This is a genomic window from Geminicoccus sp. (genome assembly GCF_036263595.1).
In the GTDB taxonomy this organism is placed as follows: domain Bacteria; phylum Pseudomonadota; class Alphaproteobacteria; order Geminicoccales; family Geminicoccaceae; genus Geminicoccus.
Genome location: NZ_DATAGQ010000132.1, coordinates 1 through 26,289 on the forward strand (window position 1 = coordinate 1; position 26,289 = coordinate 26,289).

Below are 26,289 nucleotides of genomic sequence, written 5' to 3' on the forward strand. Positions count from 1 at the left end.
CACGCTCTCGTCGAGGTCTGAACGCTGGCGGCGCGCCTGCGCGATCGCCCACGACAGGTCGCGCTGGTCGGCTTCCGTAAACCGGCCATTCCCGTCGAGATAGGTGCGATAGACCGGGAAGCAGGCAATGATCTCGCGAAGCGCTCGCTCCAGGATGTTCTGGGTGAAGTCAGCCGTGCGTCGGTTTTCTCGTGCGACCCTGGCGGCATCCCGCGCCAGCACCTTCAGCTCGCTCGCCATCTCCGTCTGCATGATCCGGATCTTGCAGCTGCGGACGACCTCGCCGAATGCCTGTCGGACACCGGCGAAGGCGGCGTAGGTCCGGTCGAAACTCTCCTCGGCTGCCGGATCGACCAGGACACCTGTCAGGAGATTCAGCACCTCGTAGCCCGTGGTGCCGTCGATCAGCCAATCGGCACGCAACGATTCGTGCTGTGACAGGATCTTCTCGACGACCAGGTAGAACGGCCGCCGCTCGCCCTCGAACGCCTGGCTGCGAAGGCGCTCGACATACTGCTTGGGGTCGAACAGGCCATCGATATGGTCGATCCGCAGCCCGTCCAGCACGTCCTCCCGCAGCAGCCGGAAAACGAGCTGGTGGGCGTGATCGAACAGGTCGGGCAGCTCGATGCGCATGCCCGCCAGCTCGTTGATGTTGAAGAAGCGCCGATAGTTGATGTCGTCCCCAGCCACGCGAAAATGGGCGACGCGCCAGTGCTGGTCCTGGATCAACCGATCCAGCGCGTCCCAGCTCTCGGCCTCGCCTGCGCGTCCGTTCAGCCGCGAGACCGCGCTGTGGATGGCTACGCGCGCTTCGGTACTTTCGCGGGCCAGCGCAGCCAGTTCCTGCTGCAGCACGCCGGCGCGGCGGGCCACCTGCGGCCGCCAGGCCGTGGCGTAGGTGAATGCATCTCCGAGCCGCTCCAGCTCGGGATGATCGGTCGAGAGGATCCGACCATAGTGGAGTGGGCAGATCGGGAGCTGATGGGTGTCATAGGCCCAGACCGCGAAGCTGCCGGCCTCCTCGTCGAACTTGAGGACCAGCTTCCCCGATTCCAGCTCGGCGCCATACTGATCGCCCAGGAACGGCACCAGCAGCTTGTCCTGGAGATAATCCTGGTTCGGGTTCCAATCGATATCGAACCAGCCCGCATATTCGGAGTCCGCGCCCCAGGCGAGCACGTCCAGCCAGAACGGATTCCGCGAGCCGCCGACCCCCATATGGTTCGGCACGAAGTCCAGGATCTGACGCAGCCCGTTGTCGCGGAACGCCGCGCACATCCGTTCGAACGCTGCGTCGTCACCGAGTTCGGGATTGAGCCGGTTCTGGTCGACGATGTCGTAGCCGTGCGTGCTGCCGCGCCGAGCCATCAGGTAGGGCGAAGCATAGACATGGCTGACGCCGAGCCTGGCCAGATAGGGCGCGATGCGGGCGGCGGCGTCGAAGCCGAAGTCCTTGTGGAACTGCAGTCGATAAGTGGAGCCAGGAGTCATCGGCGCAGAGCTTTCGTAACCTACCAGGAGATCGACCTGATCTGGTCAGGATGCCTCCACTGCCGGGGGTTTCGGTAGTGGATGGCGAGGCCCGGCCGCGACCGCAGCCCCCAAAGCAGCAGGCGGCCGCACGGCATCCGGTTCCGCCGCCGCCACCTGTTGCTGTCAAATTCTTCGACGTGCCGGGCACGAGGCAGGCGCGACGGCGGACCGTGCGCCCATCTCATGTCATGCCGCATCCAGCTGCAGCGCCAGCAGGAGCAATGATCGACCCGTCACAGCGTAGACATCGCCAGTGGAGAAGGGTGGCGCGTCGGGGAGTTCCGTCAGGTTCGTGTCGATCAGGAGCTTCCATCTGTCGCCACCCGCGCAGACAGGCAGGGTGAACTCTACCAGGTCGTGGTGACCGTTCAGCACGATGAGCAGTGACACGTCCTCGCCCCGCTTCTTCAGCCCGGTCGCACGCGCCCTGCCGTCCACCATCATGCCGAAGCACTTGGTGTTACCGTCCCCCCAGTCCTCGTCCTGCATCTCCGAGCCGTTGGCGTTGATCCAGGTGACGTCCTTGACGTCCAGGTCCTCGTCGTAATGACCGGTCAGGAAACGGTTCCGGCGCAGGATGGGATAGCTGCGACGCAGGGACGTCAACTTCCTGGTGAACTCGATCAACGTCTTGCCGCGCTCGTCGATCTCCCAGTTCAGCCAGCTGATCTCGTTGTCCTGACAGTAGGCATTGTTGTTGCCCTGCTGCGTCCGGGCGAACTCGTCGCCGGCGAGCAGCATCGGCGTGCCCTGCGACAGGAGGAGCGTCGCCAGCATGTTGCGCATCTGGCGGTTGCGCAGCTCGTTGATCTCCGGATCGTCGGTAGGCCCCTCGGCACCGCAGTTCCATGAGCGGTTGTGGTCGTGGCCGTCCTGGTTGTCCTCGCCGTTCGCCTCGTTGTGCTTCTCGTTGTAGGACACGAGATCCGCGAGCGTGAAGCCGTCGTGGGCGGTGATGAAGTTCACCGACGACCATGGCCGGCGTCCCTCATGGTTGAATATATCGCCGGATCCGCTCAGCCGCGGCGCCAGCTCGGTCGCGTTCGCCTCACCGCGCCAGAAGTCGCGGACCGTATCCCGAAACTGATCGTTCCACTCGGCCCAGCCGGGCGGGAAGCCGCCCACCTGGTAGCCACCGGGTCCGCAGTCCCAGGGCTCGGCAATGAGCTTCACGGTCGTCAGGACCGGATCCTGGCTGCAGGCGCGCAGGAAGCCGCTTTGCTGGTCGAACCCGCCGGGCTCCCGGGCGAGAATCGTGCCCAGGTCGAAGCGGAAGCCGTCGACATGCATCTCCTGCACCCAGTAGCGCAGGCTATCCATCACCATCTGCAGCACGCGGGCGTTGCTCAGATTGACGGTGTTTCCGGTCCCGGTGTCGTTGATATAGTAGCGCGGCTGGTCCGGCAGCAGTCGATAGTAGCTGGCGTTATCGATGCCCTTGAATGAAAGCGTCGGCCCCTTCTCGTTGCCTTCCGCCGTATGGTTGTAGACGACGTCGAGGATCACCTCGAGGCCCGCCTCGTGGAAGCGAGCCACCATCTCCTTGAACTCGCGCAGGCTCTGCTCGACCTCGAACGAATAGCGCGGATCGGGCGCAAAGAAGCCGATGCTGCTGTAGCCCCAGTAGTTCCGCAGCCCCTTGTCGGTCAGGTGGCTGTCGTCCAGGAAGGTATGGATTGGCAGCAGTTCGACCGAGGTGACGCCCAGCGACCGGATGTATTCGAGGACCTTCCGGGTAAAGCCCGTGTAGGTGCCACGCTGCTTGGCCGGGACGTCCGGATGAAGCTGCGTGAAGCCGCGGACATGGGTCTCATAGATGACCGTCCGGTCCCAGGGCACGTACTGGCGCTCGGGCTCGCCCTTCCAGTCGAAGTTGGGATCGACCACCACGCATTTGGGAACGAAGGGCGCGCTGTCGCGCTCGTCGAAGGTCAGGTCGTCCCCGGTCTCCATCTGGTAGCCGAAGCAGGCAGGATCCCAGGTCAGCTTCCCTGCATGGGCACGCGCATACGGGTCCAGCAGCAGCTTGTTCGGGTTGAACCGGTGGCCTGCTTCCGGCTCATAGGGCCCGTGCACCCGATAGCCGTAGAAGTCGCCAGGACGCACGTCCGGCAGGTAGCCATGGAAGATCTGGTCCGTGTACTCCGGCAGTTCGACCCGCTCGATCTCCTTCTTGCCCGCTCCATCGAACAGGCATAGCTCCACCTTGGTCGCATGCGCCGAGAACAGGGAGAAATTCACTCCCTTGCCGTCCCAGGTGGCACCCTTGGGAAAAGGAAGACCCTCTCTGATCCTGGCGCCACTGCTCAATGTCGTTCCCCCTCCGCGCGTCAGCCGCTCGCCTGTCGACACCACGTCGCTGCCCCTGCCTAGCAGCGGTCGGAGACGGTGCTGCCACAAAGAATTGGGGGGTGATGGTGCCGCTGGCGGCGCGCGGTCTGAACCTGTTCCGGCTTCAGCGGTTCCCGGATCGTCGAGGTGTTACCTGCTGTTGCGCGGCAAATCCTCCTTGAAGTGGTGCGGCTCAAAGCCCACTCGATCAGGAGAGGTGGAAGCCGGACGGACAGCGAGCTGGAACGAGCACACGACATGGATCCTTATCAGATACTGGGTGTCGCGAAAGACGCCTCGGCAGGCGACATCCGGGTGGCTTATCGCAAACTGGCCAAGGAACTTCATCCTGACTTGAACCCAGGCAACAAGCAGGCCGAGGAGCGCTTCAAGGAAGTGTCGGCAGCGTATGACCTCCTGAGCGATGCGGAGAAGCGCAGCCGCTTTGACCGAGGCGAGATCGATGCCACCGGTGCCGAGCGTCCTCAACAACGCTCCTACCGCCACTATGCGGACGCGGGCGAAGGCGGCCGCTATAGTTCATCGGCTAGCTTTGATGACATTGAGGGCCTTTCTGACGTGTTCGCCGACCTGTTCGGCCGCTCCGGTCGGGCTGGCTTTCGGGCGCGAGGACGTGACGCGCACTACCGGCTGGACGTGGACTTTCTGGATGCCGTCAACGGTGCCAAGCGGCGCATCACCCTGCCGGACGGGCAGGTGCTGGACGTGACCATTCCGGCTGGCATGAGAGATGGAGGCATTCTCCGCCTGTCGGGCAAAGGCGGACCCGGCATCGGTGGCGAGCCGGCCGGCGACGCCCTGGTCGAGGTCCATGTCGGCAGCCATCCGTACTTCAAGCAGGAGGGCGACGACATCGTGATGGAGTTGCCGATCTCGATGGACGAAGCCCTGCTGGGAGCGAAGGTGGAGGTCCCGACGATCAGCGGCCGCGTCAACATGAGCATCCCAAGGGGGGCTAGCACAGGGGACACGCTGCGGCTGAAGGGCAAGGGCGTGAAGCCGGCCGGCTCGCCCCCGGGCGATCAACGCGTCATTCTCAAGGTGGTCATGCCCAAGCAGGTCGATGACGACCTCGCCGCATTCATGGAGAAATGGCGGGCGCAGCACCGGTACGATCCACGGGCCGAACTCAGGAGAGGCACATGAGGCTCACCGAACAGGATGTCGTTGCCGAAGTTCGCGAAGTGAGCATCGTGCAACTGCGGATCTGGGTCGAGCGCGGCTGGGTCTCGCCGTCACCCGACCTGAACGGTCCGACGTTCGACGAGGTCGACCTTGCCCGGATACGGCTCGTCCACCAGCTTCGTGACCAGCTTGAGATCGACGAAGACGCGCTGCCGGTCGTCCTCTCCCTCGTCGACCAGCTCTACGGCGTACGTCAGGACCTGCGGGCATTGGTGCAGGCCGTGGATCACGAGCCGGACGAGGTACGGCAGCGAATTCGAGCAAACTACATGGCCGCGCTCAGGCGGTGAACGAGGAAGGGCTACGCCCATGGGACAGCTGGTGGACGGCATCTGGAAGGATCAGTGGTACGACACCGAGAAGACCAGTGGCCGGTTCCAGCGGGAGAATGCGTCGTTCCGCAACTGGGTGACGGCCGACGGTTCGGCTGGACCCAGCGGCAAACGCGGCTTTCCGGCCGAGCCCGGGCGCTACCACCTCTACGTATCCTATGCCTGTCCGTGGGCGCACCGGACTCTCATCATGCGGTCGCTCAAGGGCCTGGAGAGCATGATTGGCCTCTCGGTCGTGCATTGGCGGATGGCCGAGCAGGGATGGACCTTCGAGGATGGGCCGGGCGTCGTGCCCGACCCGCTCATCGGTGCCCGTTACCTCCACGAGATCTACACGCATGCCGAACCCGGCTTCACCGGACGCGTGACCGTGCCGGTCCTCTGGGACAAGCAGGCGCAGACCATCGTGAGCAACGAGTCGTCAGAGATCATCCGGATGTTCAACAGCGCCTTCGACGGCGTGGATGCGAAGCCCGGCGACTACTACCCAGACGATCTGGCCACCGAAATCGAGGCCTTGAACGAGCGGATCTACAAGACGCTCAACAACGGTGTGTATCGCGCAGGCTTCGCGACACGTCAGGAGGCCTACGAGGAAGCCGTGGGGCCATTGTTCGACACCCTCGACTGGCTGGAAGAACGGCTGTCATCCAGGCGCTTTCTCTGCGGCGAACGTCTCACCGAAGCGGATATCCGCCTGTTCCCGACCCTGTACCGGTTCGACGCCGTCTATGTCGGCCACTTCAAGTGCAACCGTCGCCGGCTCGTCGATTATCCCTGCCTTTGGGCCTACACACGCCGCCTCTACCAGACGGAAGCCGTCCGGCGCACGACCAACCTGATGCATGCGAAAAGGCACTATTACGAGAGTCACCGTACGATCAATCCGACCGGAATCGTGCCGGTCGGGCCGGATATCGACTTCGATGCCCCAGTCGATGGCTCAGCCTGACCGGATCGGCAGCCGCACCTCGATCCGGGATCCTAGTTTGCTGGTGAACGCGATGCGGCCGCCATGCCGCTCGGCGACGCGCTTGACGATCGCAAGACCGAGCCCTGCGCCGGGCGACGACGGATCCGCCTTACGGAAGCGCTCGAAGGCGCCTTCGCCCAGCTCAGGCGGTATCCCCTGTCCCTCGTCGGTGACGGCGAGCACTGCCGTATGTTCATCCGCGTGCGCTTCGAGCACGACCTTGCCTTGGCCGTGATCGAGAGCATTCTCCACGAGGTTCCGTACCATGTCGTGCAACTCGTCCTCGTGGCCCAGCACCGTCACGGGCTCGGGCGCCTCGACCTCGATCGCCCGCGAACGCGCTTCGGCAAGCGGCAGTAGCTGTGACGCGACCTGGCGCGCCAAGCGAGAGAGGTTGACCATCGCCGGCGGGTTACCGTTCCGGATCGCATCGGGACTGTCCCGGCGCGCCAGCACGAGCATCTGCTGCACGAGGCGGCGCAGATGGCCGAGATCGCGATCGATCGACGCCCAGTCCATGGGCTCGCCGAGGCGGCTCCGCTGGAGACGTATCGTCAAGGCCGCAAGCGGCGTGCGGAGCTCATGGGCGGCATCGGCGGTCAGCCGTCGCACGGTGTCGTAAGCACTTGCCAGACGTGCCAAGGCCCCGTTGGTCGCATCGACCAGCGGCCGCACCTCGCTCGGCAGGCCGTGAACCGGGATGCGGGCAGCCGGCGCATCAGGGCTGATGCGGCTAGCAACGTCGGAAGCCCTGACGATCGGCCGCAGGCTCCAGCCGACGACCAGCCAGATCGCCACGACGGAGAGCAGCGCGAAAGGAATCATCGTGTAGAGAATGAACTCCACCGCCTCCTCGCTCAGTGCCTCCAACAGTCCGGGAGAGGTCAGATCGGTGCGGGCCACCTGCAACAGACGCCCTCCTTCAACCTCGACCGTAAGAAAGCCGACATCCTTCTCACCCAGGCGGCCGCGCTGGATCTGGCCGAGCGGCAGTCCGAACGGTGGCGGCAGCGGCGCGACGAGGTTGGTTGAATGGTCGAGAATCCTGCCATCGCTGCGATATAGACTGAAGAAGATCTGCGAGTCGGGGCGCGCGTAAGCTGCATCCCATTCCGGCGGCAGATCCGCCACTGACGTGGTGTCGTTTTGAAGGAGTTGAGCCGCGATATCGGCCTGATGCCGCAGCGCATTGCTGAGGAGCTCGTCGCGGAGTTCCTGCAGCTCGATCCAATAGAAGATCGAGGCGCCGCCGAGGCCCAGGAAGAACGCGAAGAGCAGGACCAGCACGAGCCGACGTCGCAGCCCGTAAGTCGTCATGCCCGCTCCTCGGCAACGAGGCGGTAGCCGATCCCGCGCCTGGTCTCGATCCGGGCTGTCGACCCGCTGTTCTCCAGCTTCCTGCGCAGGCGAGAGACGAGTGCTTCCAGCGCGTTCGGCGTCACCGGCTCGTCGAGGCCGTAGATCCGTTCTTCCAGCGCGTCACGCACGACCAGCCGCCCGCCTGCGCGCAAGAGTTGCTCGAGCAGGGAGAACTCCCGCCGATGCAAATCGAGCGGCCTGCCGTCAACGGCGGCAGTCCGTGCCACCGTGTCGATCTCCAGCCCGCCACTGCGAAGAAGGTCCTCCGCACGCTCACCTGGCCTACGCAGCACGGCCCGCAGGCGCGCTTCGAGCTCCAGCAGGTCGAAGGGCTTGACCAGATAGTCGTCCGCGCCGGCGTCCAGCCCCCGGATCCGATCGGGGAGGGCGTCGCGTGCGCTTGCGATCAGGGCAGGCAGCCGCCGGCGCGTGCGCGCACGGATTTCGGCCAGCAGGTCCATCCCGTCCATGTCCGGCAGGCCCAGGTCGAGGATGACCGCGTCATAGGAGGCCACCGCCACCGCAGCCAGCGCATCTCGAGCGTTGGCGAACGCGTCCACGACGAAGCCGCGCGAGGCGAGATGACCTGCCGTGACATCACGCAGTGTGGGGTGGTCTTCGATGAGAAGGATCCGCATGCAGGGGCATCGCATACTCTGGATGGAGGCAAGCCCTCATTGCACACCGTCAGGTTCCCGTCAGCAGGTGGGCGCATCAAGCGCACATCGTTCACCTCGCGGATCGCGACAGCCCATGATCGGCGCCCTCGTTACAGGTCGGGGTCGAACCGTCCTTTCCCGACATGTAGATTCGGCTGCGGGTCGCCTGCTGCTGACATTGCTGGGTATCTTCCTCCTCCTCTCGGCGATCACCCGCATCGGACTGGCGCTATGGGTTTCCGTTGCCGGTGAGCCCGGCCATGTCGGCCAGTTGCTTGCCGCGCTGTTCTCGGGCCTGCCGATCGATCTTGCGACCGCCTGCTGGTTCCTCCTCCCGTTCTTCATGCTCTTCGTCCTGTTGCAGGGGTTGTTCCGCCGGCGATGGGCCGCCGGGGTGGCCCACCTGTTCACCTATGTCTCGCTGACCACCCTGCTCTTCATGTCAGTCGCAGAGTTCTTCTTCTGGAACGAGTTCGACAGCCGCTTTAACGGGATCGCCGTGAACTACCTGATCTTCCCCAGGGAAGTGATCGGCAATATCGGCGAAAGCTTCAACCTGTCCCTCTACTTGCCGATGGTGATGCTTGCCGGAGCAGGGCTGTACCTTCTGGCCAAACCTGCCTTGGTCCGGGCAGTCCTGGCGCCGCTGCCGTGGCAGGAGCGGCTGGTGCTGATCACCGCCGCGGCGGTTGCATTGCTGGCGGCCATCCCGGTGCTGCGGCATGGGCCGGTGGCGATCGGGGATGACCGTGAAGTGGCTGAGATTGCCGACAACGGCCTGCGCAGCCTCTTCGCGGCCTTCCTGACCAACGACACCGACTATGACGGGTTGCATGCCACCATCGACGACCGCACAGCCGTCGCGACCGTCCGTGCCGATGTGGCGCAGGATAATACGAGCTTCGTGGCGAGCGGCGGGTCGGATCTCGGCGGTGGCCGCAGCCTTTGGCGCCATGTCGACAACGGTGGGCAGCCGAAGAAGCTGAACATCGTGCTGGTCATCGAGGAGAGCTTCGGCAGCACCTATCTGGACAGCCTGGACAACAGCCGGCCCTATGCCGTCTCGCCGGAGCTGACCAGACTAGCCGATGACGGCCTCCTGTTCACCAACGTCTATGCCACGGGCGACCGCACGGTGCGCGGGCTGGAGGCTCTGCTGACCAGCTTCACGCCCATACCAGGCATCTCGACCGTGCGCCGAGCCGGATCGGAAGGCATGAACTCGCTGGCCTTCCTCTTGAAGAAGAACGGCTACCAGACGGCCTTCCTATACGGAGGTGCTTCAACGTTCGACAACATGGGCCATTTCTGGTCGACGACCGGCTTTGACCAAGTCTGGGACCAGGGCGACATCGAGAAGCAGGACTTTTCGACGATCTGGGGCGTGGCGGACGAGTTCCTGTTCACCGAAGCGATCAAGCGGCTGGATGCGGCTACGACCGCGGGTGCGCCCATGTTCTTGTCCATGCTGACTGTGTCCAACCACCGGCCGTACACGTTCCCTCAGACCCATGTGCAGGTCGATCCTGCGATGGGCGACAAGGAGAACTCGGCCCACTACGCCGCCTGGGCATTCACCGATTTCCTTGAACGATCCAAGTCCAGGCCCTGGTTCAAGGAGACGGTGTTCGTGTTCGTCGGCGACCATGGACCGAGGGTCGCCGGTGCCGCCCAGGTGCCAGTGGAGCGGTTCCGGGTGCCCCTGCTCTTCTACTCGCCCGGCCATATCAAGCCAGGCCGCAACGCCACCCTCGGCTCCAGCATGGACATGGCACCCACCCTTCTGGGTCTGCTAGGCTGGAGCTATGACAGCCCGTTCTTCGGCCTGGACCTGAGACGCGTCCCGGATGGGCAAGGCAGAGTAGCGATGGCGCACAACTATTCGGTCGCCTACGGGCGGAACGGCAAGGTGGTGGTGCTTGGTCCAAAGCGCGATCTGACGTCCTACCGGATGGAGCCAGGTCCTCACCCGCTCGTGCCGGACGCAGCGGTCGATGCCGACCTCAGCCGCCATGCCATCTCCGCCACCCAGACCGCGCACCGCATGTTCTATGGTCACCAGTACCACGGAGCGTGGCAGTGACCCTGGCTGACATTCAACTGCCGGCTCGTCCCCTGGCAGAACAGTGGCTGGGGCAGGTACTGCCGGCGCTGGCACTGGCGATGGCCCTGCTGCTGAGTCAGACCGGGCTGGACATGTCGGTACAACGCTGGTTCTGGCTTGGTCCGGCGTCCGGCTGGATGATCGACGCGACCTCAGCCATTCCGCGCGCCCTGTTCTACAGCGGCCCAAAAATCCTGCTTGCTGTCGCAGGTACTGCAGCCCTTGTCGTTGCGGTGGCTGGCTTCTGGATGCCGGGTCTGCGCCGGCTGCAGCGCGAACTCGCCCTTGTCTGCCTCGCCCTGGCCTTGGTCCCGACGGTGGCCAGCAAGCTGAAGGCGGTCACCGACGTCTACTGCCCCAGCCAGACCGACGCCTTTGGCGGGCGCTATGTTCATGTGCCACCGTTTCATGTGCATCCGGAAGCGGAGCGCCAGCCGGGTCGTTGCTTTCCGGCCGGGCATGCCTCGGGTGGCTTTGCTCTGCTGGCCCTCGCATTCGTCAGTCGCCGCATCTGGTATAGACTTGCCGGCGTAGCCGCCGGCTTGGGCACGGGCGGAGCGATGGGTGCCTACCAGATGGCGAAGGGCGCCCACTTCTTGAGCCATACGCTCACGACCGCCGCCCTGGCATGGCTTTTGGTGTCGCTGCTGGCAGTCTGGATGCGCCTGCCCCGCCGGACCATGGAAGAGCCCGCATGCCGCTGACGGCATCAGGCACCATCAAGGGTGTCCGCCGCATCCTGATCATCCATAACCCGACGGCTGGCCGACGGCGGAGGGAGCGTGTGCAGGCGCTTGTCCAGCTGCTCCGGCAGGCTGGCATGGAGGTTGCCACCGCCGAGACAGAAGCCGCCGGCGATGCGCAGCGGTTTGCGGCCAGCGCTTCTGGGACCGGGGCACCGCCGGACGTGATCGTGGCTGCCGGTGGCGATGGCACCGTGAACGAGATCGCCAACGGCCTGCTTGGCAGCACCATCCCCCTGGCCATCATGCCGCTGGGCACCGTCAACGTGCTGTTCCGGGAACTTGGCCTGGACCATTCGGTCGAGCGGGTCGCGCAGGCGATCGTGGCAGGCCGGACGGCGCTGGTCTGGCCGGGCATGGCCAATGGCCGCGCCCTTTTGCTGATGACGGGTGTCGGGTTGGATGCAGCGATTGTTGCGGCCGTGTCGCCTTCCCTCAAGCGCCGCTTTGGAAAGCTTGCCTATATATGGGCAGCGGCCAAGCTGTGGTGGCGCTGGCAGCCGGGGCACCGCGTCCTTCGCACGAACGGCGCCGAGCATCATGCCGCATTCTTCATTGCTGCCCGCTGCCGCCTCTATGGGGGCTCCTATGTCAGCGCCGCGACGGCCCGGCTGGATGAGCCACACCTCCATCTCGTGCTGTTCGAGCGAGACGGCCGGCTGGCCGCCCTCGGCTACGCTCTGGCCCTGCTGATCGGCCAACTGCACAGGTGGCCCGGCGTTCGTATATGCGGACGGCGCGTACGGAGGTGATGGAGGCGCACCCCCTCCAACTGGACGGCGACGCGCTGGCACCCTCTCCACTGCAGTTGACGATCGCGGAGCACCCGCTGCGACTCGTTTGCGGCGGCTGCTAGGCCCGTCCATGCCATTTTTGGCTAGCTGCGTGGTGTAATTCCAGCTGATCCCGATGGCCAGCACTGCCCAGGCGAGATAGTGCTTGGCGCTCCCTTCGGGGGGCGAAGAACGGCAACGAGGCGTCGATGCCCTGGCAAGAATGGCTGGTGTGGGCCGTTTCAATCATTCCCATCCTCCTTACTCTCTTGCCGCTATGGCGCACGCCGAAGTGGTGGGTGCGGATCTGGGACTATCCCCGCCTGCAGATCTCGTTCGTGCTGGCCGGCGTGGCGCTGATCGAACTGCTGTCGCTGGAGGTCGCGACAGACAGTGTCGTGTTGTTGATCGTTACGCTCGGCTGCCTCGCCTGGCAGGTCTCACGGATCTGGCGCTACACGCTGATCTCGCCGAAGCAGGTTCTTCAGGCCGAACAGGCCGATCTCCCGAACTCCATCTGCGTGCTGATCGCCAACGTGCTGCAGAGCAATCGGAAGTACGAGGGCCTGCTGGCCCAGATCGAGGCGAAGGATCCCGACATCGTCCTGACCGTGGAAACGGACAGGTGGTGGATGGAGCGTCTCTTGCCGTTGAAGGAGCGCTACCCGTTCACGGTGCTGCATCCACTCGACAACACCTACGGCATGCTGCTATTCTCGAGGCTTGAGCTATCCGCCATCAAGCTGCAGGACCGGGTGACACCGGAGATTCCCTCGATCTTCGCGCGGGTGAGGATGCGCTCCGGCAAGACCATCGACCTGTTCTGCGTCCATCCTGAGCCGCCCCAGATCGACAACGACGTCGAGGAGCGGGACGCGGAACTGCTGTTGGTGGCCAAGGAGGTCGCACGCAGCAAGAGACCAGCCATCGTGTGCGGCGACCTGAACGACGTGGCTTGGTCGCACACGACCAAGCTATTTCAGCGGATCAGCGGCCTTCTCGACCCGCGGGTGGGCCGCGGGATCTATCCGACCTTCCATGCCGGCCACTGGTTCGCACGCTGGCCGCTCGACCATGTCTTCCATCATCCGAGCTTCCGGCTTCGGAACCTCCAGGTGCTGGACAATTTCGGCTCCGATCATTTCCCGGTGTTGGTCAGCCTGCACCAGGACCCGACGGCGGTATGGGAACAGGAGGCACCCCTGCCCGAGCCCGAGGATCGGGTAGAGGCCGAGCAGAAGATCATCGAGGGGCGCGCTGCCGCTGCGGAGGCCGAGATACCCGCCCACTCCCGTGGCGAAACAGGTGCCTGAGCGCCCGTCGCCGGATCAGCCGGGCTTGTAGATCCGGCCGAACATGCCTCGTCGCCGAAATGCTCCGGCTGGACTTCTGTCCAGCCGCCGAACACCGCCAGGAGTGCCGACGCCTCACGACGGCTCATCCTCACTCCACTCTCCATCGATCGGGTTTGTCGTTTCTGCGCCAGCATCAGCACGTGCAGCGGCGACCAGCAGCGCCTTCATTCAAGCTGCAAAAATGACTTGGCTCGTCAGGAACACTGGATTCATGAGCTGACATCGCCAACATGTATTCCCGTCTCAATCGACCGATAAAATAGCATTGGTGTGCTGGTGCGAATCCTGGCATCGGTCATCATGGTCGGACCGAGAGAACTGCAGGCGCCGACATCCTGGCCTGCGATGGATTCAGCGTGCTTACGAACAAGGGCAAATATGGCCTGAAGGCCATGGTCCATCTGGCGACCGTGCCGGAAGGACGTTCGGTGCAGGCGGCGGAAATCGCTGAGGCCAACGGCATTCCCAAGGCATTCCTGGACACCATCCTGCTTGAGTTGCGCAAAGCCGGGTTCGTTCGCAGCAAGAAGGGTCCGGGCGGAGGCTTCACCCTCGCGCGCCCTCCCTCGGAGATCCGGATGGGGTACGTGGTACGCACCCTGGACGGACCTATCGCCCCCTTGCCCTGCGCACGCCGCAAGACTGCCCAGCCATGCGACGACTGCCAGAACGCCGACCACTGCTCCGTTCGGATCCTGATGCAGGATGTACGTGACGCCATGGCCGACGTGCTCGACCGCACCACGCTCGAGCAGATGCGCGACCGGGCAGCCTCGGGCATCGATGTGGGGGACTACGTCATCTGACCGGATGAGAGCGGCCGCTCTCCGTAGGGTGAACCTTCAATATGACTGGAACCAGGCCTAGCGATGATCGCCTCGCCCAGGAGGTGGTCGTCGCAAGTTAGCGTCCGTTAGCTCCTGACGCTTTTGCCACTATCTGCATCCTGGGCTGCGGATGGGGTGACTGATGGCGTGCGCGCTGAATGATCCGCAGTGGGCGGTGCTGGCGCCGCTGACCGAGACCTGCCGCCCGCACCACAAGACCCAGCACCACGACCTGCGTCGGACCGTCCTGGCGATCATCTGGCGCTGCCAGAACGGTGCCAAGTGGCGCAGCCTGCCGGCGGAGTTCGGCCCCCGTTCAGGTCTGCTGACCTGAACACCCATGGTGATGGATGATCCGTCTGCTGACGGATCATGGTGGATGGCGGCGCAGACCTTCATCCGCCCTCGGCAGCCTGCCGGCCATGGCGCAGGAAACGAGGCGTGCAGCTTGGCATGGCCTTCCTGGACGACAGCAACATCCAAGCTCGCTGACAAGTGGCCGGCGCTGCTCAGAAAGCAGCGGCGGAGCCCGACGTCCTGCGGGTGAGGCGCTTGGTCGATCTCGTGGTGGCCCTGTCGGCTTTGCCGACATCCCGGCGGGGGATCGGGCTTCAGCCCGATGGCACCAAGGCCTGCGTGATCGCTGGCGCCTCCGGCCGTGCCGTCGCCTTCAGCCTGGCGCCAGGACAAGCCCACGAACTGCCCCAAGCCAGAGGTCTGCTCGCCCGTCTGCCGGGTATACCACGCTGGGTTGTCGCTGATTGTGGCTATACCAGCCATGCCTTTCGGGAGCACATCTGGAACCTGGGCAGCCGGCCGGTGATCCCGCCGCAACGGCACGAGGCGCCGGTCGCCCCGCCTGGATCCATTACAACCGCCATTGCGTGCAGCGCCGCTGGGCCAGGCTCAAGGCGTGGCGCACCGTCGCCACCCGCTACGAGAAGATAGCCAACTCCTTCATGGGCATCCCTCCCGTGCCTTGCAGCCGCCCTCGACTGGCTCAGGAACTGACGGAGCCTAGACGATGGCCGTCTGGGCCGCAGGCCTTGCCGGGCGCAGCGTCGCAACGAAGGCAGCACCACCCAGGGACGAATCTTCCACGTGCATGCTGCCGCCGAACGCCTCGATGATCTGACGGCTGATCGACAGCCCGAGCCCGGTGCCCTCCGGCTTATCGGTCATGCCGTCGCTCAGCTGGACGAATTTGCCGAAGATAGCTTCCCGCTCTTCCAGCGGCACGCCCGGTCCGTCATCCTCGACCCGCAGCCGGACGCTGTCGCCATCCTGCTCCATCGACAGGTGGACGTGGCCGCTGTCGGCGTTGACGAACTTGCAGGCGTTGCTGATCAGATTCAGTATGACCTGCTGGAGGCGGTCTGGATCCGCATGGACCAGGACATCCTGGTCGCCGAGCGACATGGTCAGCTTGGCGTCACGTTCGCGTAGCAGCGGCTGCACGGCGCTCGCGGCGTCCTTCACAATCGTCGACAACGACACCGGCATGATGCGCCAGCGCATGCGCCCTGCCTCGATCTTGGACAGGTCCAGGATGTCATTGATCAGCCGTGTGAGCCGCTCGGATTCACGGGTCACGATGCCCATGAAGTTCTCCCGCTCCTCCTCGGTCAGGTCTGGATTGTCGCGCACGATCTCGGAGAAGGCGCGGATGGAGGTCAGCGGCGTGCGCAGTTCGTGGCTTACCGTCGCCATGAAGTCGTCCTTCATCTGGTCGAGCTCACGCAAGCGGTCGTTGGCGTTGCGCAGATCGGCTGTCGCGCGCTCCAGCTCGGCTGACTTGCGTTCCAGTTCGCGCGAGTAGCGGATCAGCTGGGACGTCTCGTCCAGGATCTCCATGACGCTCTGGGAGCCGATCAGCTCCCCCTTCACCATCGAACCGATCAGCGCCCTGGCCGACGCCGATCCCACCGCCCGTGCCAGCTGGCGCTCGGCCGTCTGCACAAGCCTCGCATCCGCCCGGCTATCCAGCAGCAGGCTGCCGGGGTGCAGGCGCTGCTGATCGGCTGCGAACAGCACGCTGGTCCGCTCATGGCCGATGAATCGCTGCAGCAGGCCAACCAGATCCCTGACCCTGACCTCGCCTCGCCACATCCGGGTGGCATCCGCACGTGACCATACATCGACGAACAGCTCCGCCTGCGTACGGTCGAGGCCGGTGGAGTGCGTGAGCAGCGATCCCAGGACCAGCCCCAGCACGTTGAGCAGAAGCGACCACAAGGTCGCATGGGCGACAGGATGAAGCCCGTCGACAGCGAAGAGCGCGTAGGGGCGCAACAGTTCGATGCCCCAGGGCCCGACCGCAAGGAATCCAGGGTCCAGCATTCCCGAGACGGCGAAGGTCGGCAGCAACAGGGTATAGATCCAGGTGCCGAAGCCCAGCAGCAGCCCGACCAACGCGCCGCGGCGGTTGGCGTCGCGCCAGTACATGCCCAACAGGATCGGGGGCCCGAATTGCGCCGCTGCGACCAGACTGATCATGCCGAGGTCGGCCAGGCCATGATCCTTGCCAACAAGGCGGAAGAATACGTAACCGAGCGTCGTGATCAGCACGATCGTGATCCGCCGCGTGGCCAGGACCAGCCTCGTCGGATCCTGCGGCGAACGGACGTGAAGCCGCCCCGTGCGCAACAGGATCGGTACGACCAAGTCGTTGCTCACCATGGTGGCAAGGGCCAGCGTCTCGACGACGACCATGGCCGCAGCAGCCGACAGGCCGCCCAGAAAGACGGCGATCGCCAGCCCGTGCGCACCCGCCAGCAGGGGCAGATGAAGGATTGCCAAGTCGCCGTCGGAGATGCCCTGCAGCCGGCTGGCCAGGGCCAGCGGGAGCACGAACAGGCCGGCTAGGAGGAGGTAGGCCGGGAATGCCCATGAGGCGCGGGCAAGGTGGATCGGATCCTTGTTTTCGATCACGCTGACCTGAAACTGCCGGGGCAGAAACAGGAAAGCGAGCCCGGCCGACAGCATCATCAACAGCCAGTCTGCTCCCGTAGAGCCCGTCCCGTCGAACGTCAGCAGGTCCGCGAGACCGGCATCGGTTGCCTGCCTGAACAGGCTCGAAGGGCTCTGGTAGATGCCCCAGACGACGAAACAACCGACGGCGAGAAGGATCAGCAGCTTCACCAGGCTCTCGAAGGCGATGGCCAGCATCAGGCCCTGGTGCCGCTCGGTCGCGTCGAGCTGGCGGGTGCCGAACAGGATGCTCAGGAATGCCAAGCTGATCGCGACATAGAGTGCCGTATCCTGCGCAATGCCCGAGATTCCCGCGCCTGCCTTGCTGCTCACCAGGAGGTCGAGCGACATCGCCACGGCTTTCAGCTGCGTGGCTACCGAGGGCATGAGGCCTACCAGGGCGACGATCGTAGCCAGTCCCCCCAGGCGGGAGCTCTTACCGTACCGCGCCGCCAGGAAGTCGGCGATCGACGTGATGCCGTAGGCTTTCGCGATGCGCAGCATCTTGTGCAGGACGAAGGTGCTGCAGAACATCGCTAGCGTCGGCCCGAGGAAGATCGGCAGGAACGCCACTCCAGCGACGCTCGCCTGCCCGACGGCCCCGAAATAGGTCCAGGCCGTGACGAAGACCCCAAGGCTCAGCGTATAGGTCCAACCTCCATCCAACCGCATCCGCATCGCACCGGTGCGGTCTCCCCAAGCGGCGATCCCGAACAGGAGAGCCAAGTAGAGCAGCGCCAGGAACGGCACGAGCATGATCTGAATGATCATCGATCAAAGCTGCGCCGGCCAGCCTCACCCTTTCTCTCCCCTGACTGCCGCTCCATCGCGACGGCCACGCAGGTGATCGACAGGATCCAGACCAGCATCAACCAGATCGGCAGCTTGCCCGGTGCCAGCCTGTCGACCAATTCGAACATGGGCGGGGTAAAGCACAGGAAGGCGATAATCGTCACCGCGATCACGAAGCGTCGAATCCGCTGCGTGCGCAACGCCTCGGCGAGCGGGTCCCTTGTCCGCGGCGCCTTTGCCAAGGGCTCAGGTAACTCCCAGAAGAGACTTCACGTGCTCCACCAGGATCCTGGTGGAGAACGGCTTGGTCACGTAGTCGTCGGCACCAAGCGCCAAGCCACGGGCACGCTCGGCTTCCCGGCCGCGCGCGGTCAGCATGACGATTTTCGTGGCATCCCAGCGAGGGTCCTTGCGGATCTGCTCGCATACAACGTAGCCATCCAGTTCGGGCATCATGACGTCGAGGAGCAACAGATCCGGCGGCTCGTGCTCCAGCGCCACCAGTGCCTCCCGACCGTTATGCGCCAGTTCAACCGAGAACCCGGCACGGGTCATGAGGAAGTCCAGCGATCTCAGGATATTGGGCTCATCGTCGACGATGAGGATCCGCTTGGCGCCGGTCATCGGTCGATCCGACCCAGGCGGGAGCCAGCCAGAAATCTTGCGCGTTCTTGGTTCATCAACATATCTTAGTACGGTGGACAGCCACGGCGCACCAAGACAGTTCGGTCGGTGCGCCGCCTTTCGTCATCGGACGCTCCGTGGTAGACGGCGCCCGCAATCCTCAACCCCCTTCAGTTTCGTGTTCAGCCGGAGTGATGCATGGCATCCTATCAGTATGTCTACGTGATGAAGAGCGTCTCGAAGATCTTTCCGGGCGGAAAGAAGATCCTCGAGAACGTCACGTTGGCGTTCTTGCCGGGTGCGAAGATCGGCGTTCTCGGCGTGAACGGCGCCGGCAAATCGACCCTCCTCAAGATCATGGCCGGCATCGACAACGACGTGAACGGCGAGGCTATCGTCGCCGAGGGAGCCAAGGTCGGCTATCTGGCCCAGGAGCCGCAGCTCGATGCCGACAAGGACGTCCTGCATAACGTCCTGATGGGCGTTGGCGAGACCAAGTCGCTCCTCGATCGCTTCGATGCGGTGTCCGCGCGCTTTGCGGAAGAGCTCAGCGACGACGAGATGAACGAGGTCCTGGCTGAGCAGGCGGAGATTCAGGAGAAGATCGACGCCGTCGACGGATGGAACCTGCAGCGTACTGTCGACATCGCGATGGACGCGCTGCGTTGCCCGCCGGGTGATGCGGACGTGAGCACCCTGTCCGGTGGCGAGCGGCGCCGGGTGGCGCTGTGCCGCCTCCTCCTGAGCCAGCCCGATCTTCTGCTCCTGGACGAGCCGACCAACCATCTGGACGCCGAATCAGTGGCGTGGCTGGAGCGGTTCCTGCAAGAGTACAAGGGTACCGTGGTAGCGATCACCCACGATCGCTACTTCCTGGACAACGTCGCCGGGTGGATCCTCGAACTGGACCGTGGCCGGGCGATCCCGTTCCAGGGCAACTACTCCGGCTGGCTCGAGCAGAAGCGCAAGCGCCTGGAGCAGGAAGAGCGCGAGGACGTTGCACGGCAGAAGACCCTGGCACGCGAGGCGGAATGGATCGGCCAGAGCCCCAAGGCCCGCCAAGCCAAGCAGAAGGCCCGCATCACCGCCTATGAGGAGTTGCTCCGGGAGGCCAACGAGGCCGTGCCGGGTACGGCGCAGATCATGATCCCGCCGGGACCCCGCCTGGGTGGCGTCGTGGTCGAGGCGGACGGCGTACGGAAGGGTTTTGGCGACAAGCTGCTGATCGACGGGCTGTCGTTCAAGCTGCCGCCCGGCGGGATCGTCGGCGTGATCGGGCCGAACGGTGCCGGCAAGACGACCCTGTTCCGGATGATCATGGGAACGGAGACACCGGACGAAGGCTCGATCCGTATCGGCGAGACGGTCAAGCTTGGCTATGTCGACCAGAGCCGTGATGCGCTGGATCCCAACAAGACCGTCTGGCAGGAGATCAGCGACGGGCTGGACGTCATCGAGTTCGGCAAGCGGACGATGAACAGCCGCACCTACGTGGCCGCCTTCAACTTCAAGGGTGGTGACCAGCAGAAGAAGGTCGGCCAGCTATCGGGCGGCGAGCGCAACCGGGTCCACATGGCGAAGCTGCTCAACAGCGGGTCCAACGTGTTGATGCTCGACGAGCCGACGAACGATCTCGACGTCGATACGCTACGGGCCCTGGAGGAGGCGCTTTTGGCGTTCGCCGGCTGCGCGGTCGTCATCAGCCATGATCGGTGGTTCCTCGACCGCATCTGCACGCACATCATGTCGTTCGAAGGCGACAGCCAGGTGGTCTGGTTCGAGGGCAACTACGGCGAGTACGAAGCAGACCGGAAGAGGCGGCTCGGCCACGACGCCGACCAGCCGCACCGGATTAAGTACAAGCCCCTGAAAGCGGCCTGAGGCCTGCCTCTTCAGGGATTATCCGTCCGACCATCCAGGAGTACACCTGGATCGAGGATGCGCTCCAGCATCGCTGCCACGCCCACCGGCTCGCCATCCAGCGAGCCGGTGCCGATCTGGATCCCTACAAGGATGGGACCTGCCCCGGTATCGGTGAACACGGGCGCACCGGCGACGGCGGCAGTCGCCGCGCAATCGTGCAGCAAGAGCCTTGGTTCTCCACGAATCTGGAGTAAGCGGCAGCCCTCGGCCATGGTCGCGACGAACGGGCGCTGGGGCGTAAAGGCCACCAGCGTGAAGACGCTGTCGTCGCCGAGCGAATCGCGGTCCGTGGGTGACGCCAGCGGGACTGGCTGCACACGAGCGTCACGTCGGCCGCCGGTGTTCAGTTCCAGTACGGCCCAGTTACGGGCGGGATCGTCTGCTCGACCATCGGCAGCGAAGGTCAGGCCCGGCGCCGGGACAATGGCGCGAACCGGTGCGTGACCTTTCCGGCCGTCTCGATGCGGCGACAACTCCACCATCAGTCTTGTCGGGTGATACCATCTGCCCGAAGCATCGCGCAGGCAATGCGCCGCCGTGAGCATCCGGTCGGGCGCGACCAAGGTGGCCGTGCAGAAGCCGCCTCCGCGCACGTTGACCTTCCCCACCGCGAATGTCGGCCAGCCGTCGACCGCGGTTCGCTCCTCCGCCCAGAGCGGGTCCGCGCCTCCGATCGACAAGAACAGGGCTGTGATCAGTGCCAGGCGGCAAGCGCTCAATTCATCTCCTCGTACACCATGTAGATCAGGTCCAGCGCAGGTGGCGGGACCTGCGTCTGACTGAGCTGGTCGTGGACCTGACCGCGATGATGCGTCTGGTGGTTGAACATGTGAAGCCAGCAGAGTGCGGTCGGGACCGTCCTGTCCTCAGGGCGGGTCTGCATCCGGTAGGTGGTCGTTCCCGCCAGACGGCCGGCGTCGAAACTCGATGCCAGGGCGACGATCTCCTCGTCCAGGGCGAGCCGGGCCGCGCGAAGACCGGCGAGCCCGGGAAATGGCTGATCATCCAGCTTGCCGCCGACGAAGGGACGTCCGTCGAGCCGATCGATCCACATCCGGTCAGTCACCAGCAGGTGGTTGAGCGTTCCTGAGATCGAGCGGAAGAATGCCGGACGCCGTTGCTCAAACTCACCATCCGCCAGGGCGGCACATGCGCCGTAGAGGCGCACGTTCGCCCAACGATTGTATCTGCTCATCCGCTGCACGTGCTCCAGCATCATGCTCCTGCTCCCCCATCAGCGACTTGGCGCAAGATCATGGCTAGCCGGATCGGCTTGGCCTCTCCATCGAGATTAGCTGGCAGCCTGCTGACCTAATCTCAGCCTGGCTCGCGCAGGACCAGGCTCACCAGTTGCATCAGACGCTCGATGCCGCGGGTGATCATGGCCTCGTCCGCCAAGGAGAAGGACAGGCGCATCGTGTTTTGACCCCGTCCGTCGAAGAAGAAGGCAGGGCCCGGGACATAGGCGACCTGAGCTTCATCGAGCGCACGCGGCAGCAGAAGGCGGGTGTCGACCTTGTCCGGCAGCGTTACCCAGACGAACAGTCCGCCCGCCGGCTTGGCCCAGTGGACCCCGTCCGGTGCGAACGCCTCAAGTGCACCGATCATGGCATCGCGTCGTTTACGATAGGTCGTGCGGAGGATCGGCAGTTGATCGGCGAAGGATGCGGCCGCGACATCGCACATCACGGCCTGATCCAGCGTGCCGCTATGCAGATCACCCGCCTGCTTGATCAGGACGAGTTTTTCAATAATCGCGCGTGGCCCGGCCACCCACCCCACCCGCAGGCCCGGAGCCAGCGTCTTGGAGAATGTCCCGCAATAGACGCTTCGCGCCTGCTCAATGCCGCCTGCACGCTCGATCGCCATCGCCGTCAGCGGCGCGATCGGCTCGCCTTCATAACGGAGCTGGCTGTATGCGGCATCCTCGACGACCAACGCACCAGTGGCATCCGCAAGGTCGATCAGCCGACTACGCGCCTCGGCATCGAGGGTGATTCCAGTCGGGTTGGCGAAATCCGGAACAATGTAGAGCAGCTTGGGACGTCCACCGCTGGACGCCGCGCAGTTCATCAAGTGTTCCGGAGTCTCATTGCCATGCTCGGGCTCGATCCTTTGATAAGATGGCTCGTAAGCGGAAAAAGCCTGCAGCGCCCCCAGATATGTCGGTGTCGTGGCCAGGATGGTGTCTCCTGGCGAGAGCATCAGCTTGCCGATGAAGTCGAGCGCCTGCTGGGAGCCCGACGTGACGAGGATGTTCTCCGGACCGCAGGGAACGCCCAGGCCAGCCATGTGCTCGGCGATCCAGGAACGCAGGTCTGGATGACCTTCGCTGACCGAGTACTGCAAGGCGGCAGCTGACCGCTGTGCATCGGCGAAGATAGCTGCATAGGCTCGGGCGAAGGCTTCCTTGGGAAACAATGCAGGATCGGGAATGCCGCCGGCGAACGAGACGATGCCGGGACGGCTTAGGACCTTCAGCAGTTCCCTGATCTCCGACGCTACCATGCCGCTCGCCCGGCTGGCGAACTGATCCCGCCAGTCAGGTGCGGGTGAAATGGCTGGGACGGGCAGTGCTGCAGACATGTAGCGATACAATCTGGTCGCTGGTGAGATTGATACCGTAATGAACCAATTCGGTCCAGTCGAGGTAGAAAATACGAATCAATTCTGATGCATTCTGACACCGGAAATGAGTGATATCATCGGTAAAGGCCGACCTGACGCGCGATCCTCTGGACAGGTCCGATTCGATGAGGCTGTTCTCCATGCATGCCATGTACGGGAGTTCTTCCGCTGACCCGGCTAGACAGCTTCATTCGCCGGCTCGTGGCGCAGCGTGCGGTCCTTGACGCTGCGGTCGACCTTCTAGAAGGGCGCGGCGGTTCGGTGCTGGAGATGGGGCTAGGCAACGGACGGAGCTTCGATCACCTGCGCGCAAGGCTGCCGGGACGCCGGATCGTGGTCATCGAGCGCGACCCCAAGCCCCATCCGGCCTGCATGCCGCCATGCCCCGATCTCGTTGTCGGCACCTTCGAGGAGATCCTGCCACGCGCGGCGGAGCTCCTCCCTGCCGACCTCGTGCTCGTGCATGCGGACATGGGCACTGGTGATGACCAACGCAACGCGCGGCTGGCAGATGTCGTTGCCCAGGGGCTGGAGGGCTTCCTGCCCGAGGGCTGTCTGGTCGCAAGTGATCAGGCATTGCCGCGCGAGGTGTACAAGCCATTGCCGATCCCCGACGGCATCGAGCCTGGACGTTATCATCTATATCGCGTGACAAGATCTACGGCCGCACACATCATGGTCGATGCGAGCACTTGAGCGTCGCCTGGAGTGCGGTCTAATGCTCGTGTCGGTGTGAAACGGCGGGAACATGGGTCAGCCGTCGAGCTTTTCCATACGATTCTGGGGTGTGCGCGGCACCGTCCCGGTTCCTGGACCTGCCACGCTTCGCTACGGAGGCAACACGCCGTGCGTGGAGATGCGCTGTGGCGGGCAGCAATTGATCTTCGACGCCGGGACCGGCCTTCGAGCACTAGGACGGAAGATGGTCCTGGACTGCCAGCAATGCGGTGCGCACGTCTTCCTCAGCCATACCCATGTCGATCACGTCAACGGCTTCGCCTTCTTCAAGCCTGCCTATCATGCCGGCAATCGCCTCAAGCTTTGGAACGGCCACCTGCTGCGACAGGGACGCAGGCTGCAGCAGGTAGTTGATACCATGATGCAGCGCCCGTTCTTCCCAGTCCCCTTCGACATCATGCACGCGGATATCTCCTTCGAGGACTTCGAGGCAGGTGACACGCTGCAGCCGGTTGCCGGGATCCGCATGCGCACGCACTTCCTGCCGCACCCCGGCGGCGCCACCGGCTACCGCGTCGAATTTGGGGATCGCGCCGCCTGCTATGTGACCGACATCGAACATGCGGAAGGGCGCCTCGACGAGGACGTGCTGCGCCTCATCGACGGTGCCGACCTCGTCATCTACGACGCGACGTTCACCGAAGAGGAATATGTAAACTATCGGGGCTGGGGCCACTCAACTTGGCAGGAAGGAGTGCGCCTGTGCAAGGCCGCGGGTGCGAAGCGGCTGGTGACGTTCCACCATGAACCGGACCACGACGACGAGTTCCTGGACCAGATCGCCGCCCAGTTGGACAAGACGATGCCGGGCTCGGTGGTGGCCCGCGAAGGGCTGGTCATCGAGCTGTGAGCATGACTGTCGCATCAGAGCGCCCGGGGTTCTTCATCCCCTACCGCCATGCTGCCTCTGTCCGCCCTTGTGCGTACCCGGCGCTGGAACCGATTTTCCTCGCTGCCGAGCCCGAGATGCTAAGCAGCCTCGCGAGAACCGAGCGCCATGCCGCACAGCTCCATGCCCGCAGTGGTCCGCCGCCTCGCCCCCGGTTCGATCAGGAATGGTTCCCGCGCCTGGACGCGGCCCAGGCCTATTCCCTGGTCCGCGCGCAGCACCCCGGCCGGATCGTCGAGATCGGCAGCGGGCATTCGACCCGCTTCCTTGCCCAGGCGATCGCGGATGCCGGCAGCCCGACCGAGCTGCACTGCATTGATCCCGAGCCGAGGGCTGATATCCAGGCGCTCCCGCTCTCCCACCATGCGCGCCGCCTCGAGGAACTCGATGCACAGGCCCTGGCGGCCCTGCTTGGGCCGGGCGACATCCTGTTCGTCGATTCCAGCCACCTACTGGTGCCCGGTGGCGACGTCGACCGGATCGTCAACGATCTGCTGCCCCGCCTGCCTAGCGGCGTGCTCTTGCACGTCCATGACATCTTCCTGCCTGATCCTTACCCGGATGCCTGGACCTGGCGTGGCTATGCGGAGCAGAGCCTGATCGCGGTCCTCCTGCACGCGGGCGGCTGGCGGCTTCTCTGGTCGAGCCACTGGCTGGCGACGCGTCACGCGGCCCGGATCGCGGCCGGCCCACTTAGCACCCTGCCCCTGCGCCCGGGCGTACCCGAAACCTCGCTCTGGCTGGTCCGCACGTCCTGATCCCGATCAGCAGGCCACCATGTTCGAGATCCTGTCCGCTCCCTGGCTGCACCACGCGATCCAAGCCTATGGCCTATGGGCGCTGTTCGTGGTGGTGGCCCTGGAGAGCATGGGTTTGCCGTTGCCCGGCGAGACCGCACTCATCAGCGCCGCCGTGTACGCCGGCACAACCCACGGGCTGCCCATCGCCGCAGTCATCGGGATCGCCGCCGCTGGCGCGATCGCCGGGGACAATCTCGGCTTCCTGATCGGCCGCCGGATCGGCCTGCCGATGCTGGAGCGCTACGGACGCCACGTCGGCTTCGACAAGGGCCGTCTCAAGCTCGGCCAGTATCTGTTCTTGCGCCACGGCGGCAAGATCGTGTTCCTTGGTCGCTTCGTCGCCTTCCTGCGCGCGTTTGCCGCCGTGCTCGCCGGCACCAACCGGATGCCCTGGCCGCACTTCCTGGTCGCCAACGGCCTGGGCGGCCTCTGCTGGTCCACCTTGTTTGGGGTTGGCGCCTATCTGTTTGGCCAGGAGATCCACCGGGTCGCAGGCCCGGTCGGCCTCGTCGTGCTGGCCAGTGCCCTGCTCCTCGTCGTGCTCGCCACCCACCTCCTGCGCCGGCACGAAGCGGAATGGACGGCTCGCGCGATGGCGGCTCTGCCGGATGACGCGCGATGATCCAGCAGGCGTGGCTGCGCCCGCGCAGCTCCGTGCCTTCGCCGCGGAGGCTTCCGTGGCGAGCATTTCCGGCCAGGCTCCAGACGAAGGTCCTGCCATTGACCG

Annotated in this window: 24 protein-coding genes and 1 pseudogene; 15 read left to right on the plus strand and 10 right to left on the minus strand. The window is 64.6% G+C overall.

Annotated elements, in window-relative coordinates:
* Together treY and glgX are read right to left on the minus strand one after the other, a co-directional pair.
* Positions 1-1,494, minus strand: a 1,494-nt coding sequence (gene treY, locus VHL31_RS12525) for a malto-oligosyltrehalose synthase (protein ID WP_329661553.1), incomplete at its 3' end; no start/stop codon positions are given.
* A 228-nt stretch (positions 1,495-1,722) separates the two neighbouring features.
* Complete coding sequence (gene glgX / locus VHL31_RS12530) at positions 1,723-3,846, minus strand: glycogen debranching protein GlgX (protein ID WP_329661554.1); 2,124 nt, start codon at positions 3,844-3,846, stop codon at positions 1,723-1,725.
* A 279-nt stretch (positions 3,847-4,125) separates the two neighbouring features.
* Here glgX and VHL31_RS12535 point away from each other — a divergent pair, with 279 nt between their 5' ends.
* The 3 genes from VHL31_RS12535 to VHL31_RS12545 are packed head-to-tail and all read left to right on the plus strand — an operon-like array spanning position 4,126 to position 6,357.
* Positions 4,126-5,034: a DnaJ C-terminal domain-containing protein gene (locus tag VHL31_RS12535; RefSeq protein WP_329661555.1), complete on the plus strand. Its 909-nt coding sequence runs from the start codon at positions 4,126-4,128 to the stop codon at positions 5,032-5,034.
* A complete protein-coding gene (locus tag VHL31_RS12540) occupies positions 5,031-5,363 on the plus strand; it encodes a hypothetical protein (RefSeq protein WP_329661556.1) in 333 nt (110 codons plus the stop codon). Before VHL31_RS12535 ends, VHL31_RS12540 begins: the two co-directional genes overlap by 4 nt.
* Positions 5,364-5,382: 19 nt before the next feature.
* Positions 5,383-6,357, plus strand: a complete 975-nt coding sequence (locus VHL31_RS12545) for a glutathione S-transferase family protein (RefSeq protein ID WP_329661557.1) — start codon at positions 5,383-5,385, stop codon at positions 6,355-6,357.
* On the opposite strand, the gene VHL31_RS12550 is transcribed toward VHL31_RS12545, so the two are convergent.
* Together VHL31_RS12550 and VHL31_RS12555 are read right to left on the minus strand one after the other, a co-directional pair.
* On the minus strand, positions 6,349-7,695 hold the full coding sequence (locus tag VHL31_RS12550; RefSeq protein WP_329661558.1) for a HAMP domain-containing sensor histidine kinase: 1,347 nt from the start codon (positions 7,693-7,695) through the stop codon (positions 6,349-6,351). The genes VHL31_RS12545 and VHL31_RS12550 overlap by 9 nt on opposite strands.
* Positions 7,692-8,375, minus strand: coding sequence for a response regulator transcription factor (locus tag VHL31_RS12555; protein WP_329661559.1), 684 nt, complete (start codon positions 8,373-8,375; stop codon positions 7,692-7,694). The genes VHL31_RS12550 and VHL31_RS12555 overlap by 4 nt, the downstream gene beginning before the upstream one ends.
* Before the next feature lie 199 nt (positions 8,376-8,574).
* Between VHL31_RS12555 and VHL31_RS12560 the strand changes: the two genes are divergently transcribed.
* The 7 genes and pseudogenes from VHL31_RS12560 to VHL31_RS12590 form a co-directional block, all read left to right on the plus strand.
* Positions 8,575-10,479, plus strand: coding sequence for an LTA synthase family protein (locus VHL31_RS12560; protein ID WP_329661560.1), 1,905 nt, complete (start codon positions 8,575-8,577; stop codon positions 10,477-10,479).
* Complete coding sequence (locus tag VHL31_RS12565; protein ID WP_329661561.1) at positions 10,476-11,204, plus strand: phosphatase PAP2 family protein; 729 nt, start codon at positions 10,476-10,478, stop codon at positions 11,202-11,204. Before VHL31_RS12560 ends, VHL31_RS12565 begins: the two co-directional genes overlap by 4 nt.
* On the plus strand, positions 11,195-11,995 hold the full coding sequence (locus VHL31_RS12570) for a diacylglycerol/lipid kinase family protein (RefSeq protein WP_329661562.1): 801 nt from the start codon (positions 11,195-11,197) through the stop codon (positions 11,993-11,995). Before VHL31_RS12565 ends, VHL31_RS12570 begins: the two co-directional genes overlap by 10 nt.
* A gap of 230 nt (positions 11,996-12,225) precedes the next feature.
* A complete protein-coding gene (locus VHL31_RS12575; RefSeq protein ID WP_329661563.1) occupies positions 12,226-13,329 on the plus strand; it encodes an endonuclease/exonuclease/phosphatase family protein in 1,104 nt (367 codons plus the stop codon).
* Between the two features lie 398 nt (positions 13,330-13,727).
* Positions 13,728-14,177, plus strand: coding sequence for an Rrf2 family transcriptional regulator (locus tag VHL31_RS12580; protein ID WP_329661564.1), 450 nt, complete (start codon positions 13,728-13,730; stop codon positions 14,175-14,177).
* A 163-nt stretch (positions 14,178-14,340) separates the two neighbouring features.
* A complete protein-coding gene (locus VHL31_RS26950; protein WP_414653715.1) occupies positions 14,341-14,532 on the plus strand; it encodes a transposase in 192 nt (63 codons plus the stop codon).
* A gap of 39 nt (positions 14,533-14,571) precedes the next feature.
* A pseudogene (locus VHL31_RS12590) lies at positions 14,572-15,209 on the plus strand (transposase); the annotation flags it as partial.
* 6 nt (positions 15,210-15,215) lie between these two features.
* Here VHL31_RS12590 and VHL31_RS12595 read toward each other — a convergent pair.
* The 3 genes from VHL31_RS12595 to VHL31_RS12605 are packed head-to-tail and all read right to left on the minus strand — an operon-like array spanning position 15,216 to position 18,584.
* Positions 15,216-17,939 (minus strand): sensor histidine kinase, encoded by a 2,724-nt coding sequence (locus VHL31_RS12595; RefSeq protein ID WP_329661565.1) that lies wholly within the window; start codon positions 17,937-17,939, stop codon positions 15,216-15,218.
* A complete protein-coding gene (locus VHL31_RS12600; RefSeq protein WP_329661566.1) occupies positions 17,936-18,202 on the minus strand; it encodes a hypothetical protein in 267 nt (88 codons plus the stop codon). Before VHL31_RS12600 ends, VHL31_RS12595 begins: the two co-directional genes overlap by 4 nt.
* Positions 18,203-18,206: 4 nt before the next feature.
* A complete protein-coding gene (locus tag VHL31_RS12605; RefSeq protein ID WP_329661567.1) occupies positions 18,207-18,584 on the minus strand; it encodes a response regulator transcription factor in 378 nt (125 codons plus the stop codon).
* 198 nt (positions 18,585-18,782) lie between these two features.
* Between VHL31_RS12605 and ettA the strand changes: the two genes are divergently transcribed.
* On the plus strand, positions 18,783-20,465 hold the full coding sequence (gene ettA, locus VHL31_RS12610) for an energy-dependent translational throttle protein EttA (protein ID WP_329661568.1): 1,683 nt from the start codon (positions 18,783-18,785) through the stop codon (positions 20,463-20,465).
* Between the two features lie 11 nt (positions 20,466-20,476).
* On the opposite strand, the gene VHL31_RS12615 is transcribed toward ettA, so the two are convergent.
* From VHL31_RS12615 to VHL31_RS12625, 3 genes are all read right to left on the minus strand, one after another.
* Positions 20,477-21,226: a trypsin-like serine peptidase gene (locus VHL31_RS12615; protein ID WP_329661569.1), complete on the minus strand. Its 750-nt coding sequence runs from the start codon at positions 21,224-21,226 to the stop codon at positions 20,477-20,479.
* The gene (locus VHL31_RS12620) at positions 21,223-21,726 is read right to left on the minus strand and encodes a DinB family protein (RefSeq protein WP_329661570.1); all 504 of its coding nucleotides are present in this window, start codon (positions 21,724-21,726) and stop codon (positions 21,223-21,225) included. The genes VHL31_RS12615 and VHL31_RS12620 overlap by 4 nt, the downstream gene beginning before the upstream one ends.
* A gap of 98 nt (positions 21,727-21,824) precedes the next feature.
* Positions 21,825-23,015, minus strand: a complete 1,191-nt coding sequence (locus VHL31_RS12625; protein ID WP_329661571.1) for a PLP-dependent aminotransferase family protein — start codon at positions 23,013-23,015, stop codon at positions 21,825-21,827.
* Between the two features lie 264 nt (positions 23,016-23,279).
* On the opposite strand from VHL31_RS12625, the gene VHL31_RS12630 reads away from it, so the two are divergent.
* The 4 genes from VHL31_RS12630 to VHL31_RS12645 all read left to right on the plus strand — a co-directional run bounded on the left by VHL31_RS12630 (position 23,280) and on the right by VHL31_RS12645 (position 26,184).
* Positions 23,280-23,831, plus strand: a complete 552-nt coding sequence (locus VHL31_RS12630) for a class I SAM-dependent methyltransferase (protein WP_329661572.1) — start codon at positions 23,280-23,282, stop codon at positions 23,829-23,831.
* 226 nt (positions 23,832-24,057) lie between these two features.
* Complete coding sequence (locus VHL31_RS12635) at positions 24,058-24,723, plus strand: MBL fold metallo-hydrolase (RefSeq protein ID WP_329661573.1); 666 nt, start codon at positions 24,058-24,060, stop codon at positions 24,721-24,723.
* A gap of 2 nt (positions 24,724-24,725) precedes the next feature.
* Positions 24,726-25,520 carry a class I SAM-dependent methyltransferase gene (locus VHL31_RS12640; RefSeq protein ID WP_329661574.1) on the plus strand — a complete coding sequence of 265 codons (795 nt, stop codon included), beginning with the start codon at positions 24,726-24,728 and terminating at the stop codon, positions 25,518-25,520.
* Between the two features lie 19 nt (positions 25,521-25,539).
* The gene (locus VHL31_RS12645) at positions 25,540-26,184 is read left to right on the plus strand and encodes a DedA family protein (protein ID WP_329661575.1); all 645 of its coding nucleotides are present in this window, start codon (positions 25,540-25,542) and stop codon (positions 26,182-26,184) included.
* The last annotated feature ends 105 nt before the right edge of the window (positions 26,185-26,289 follow it).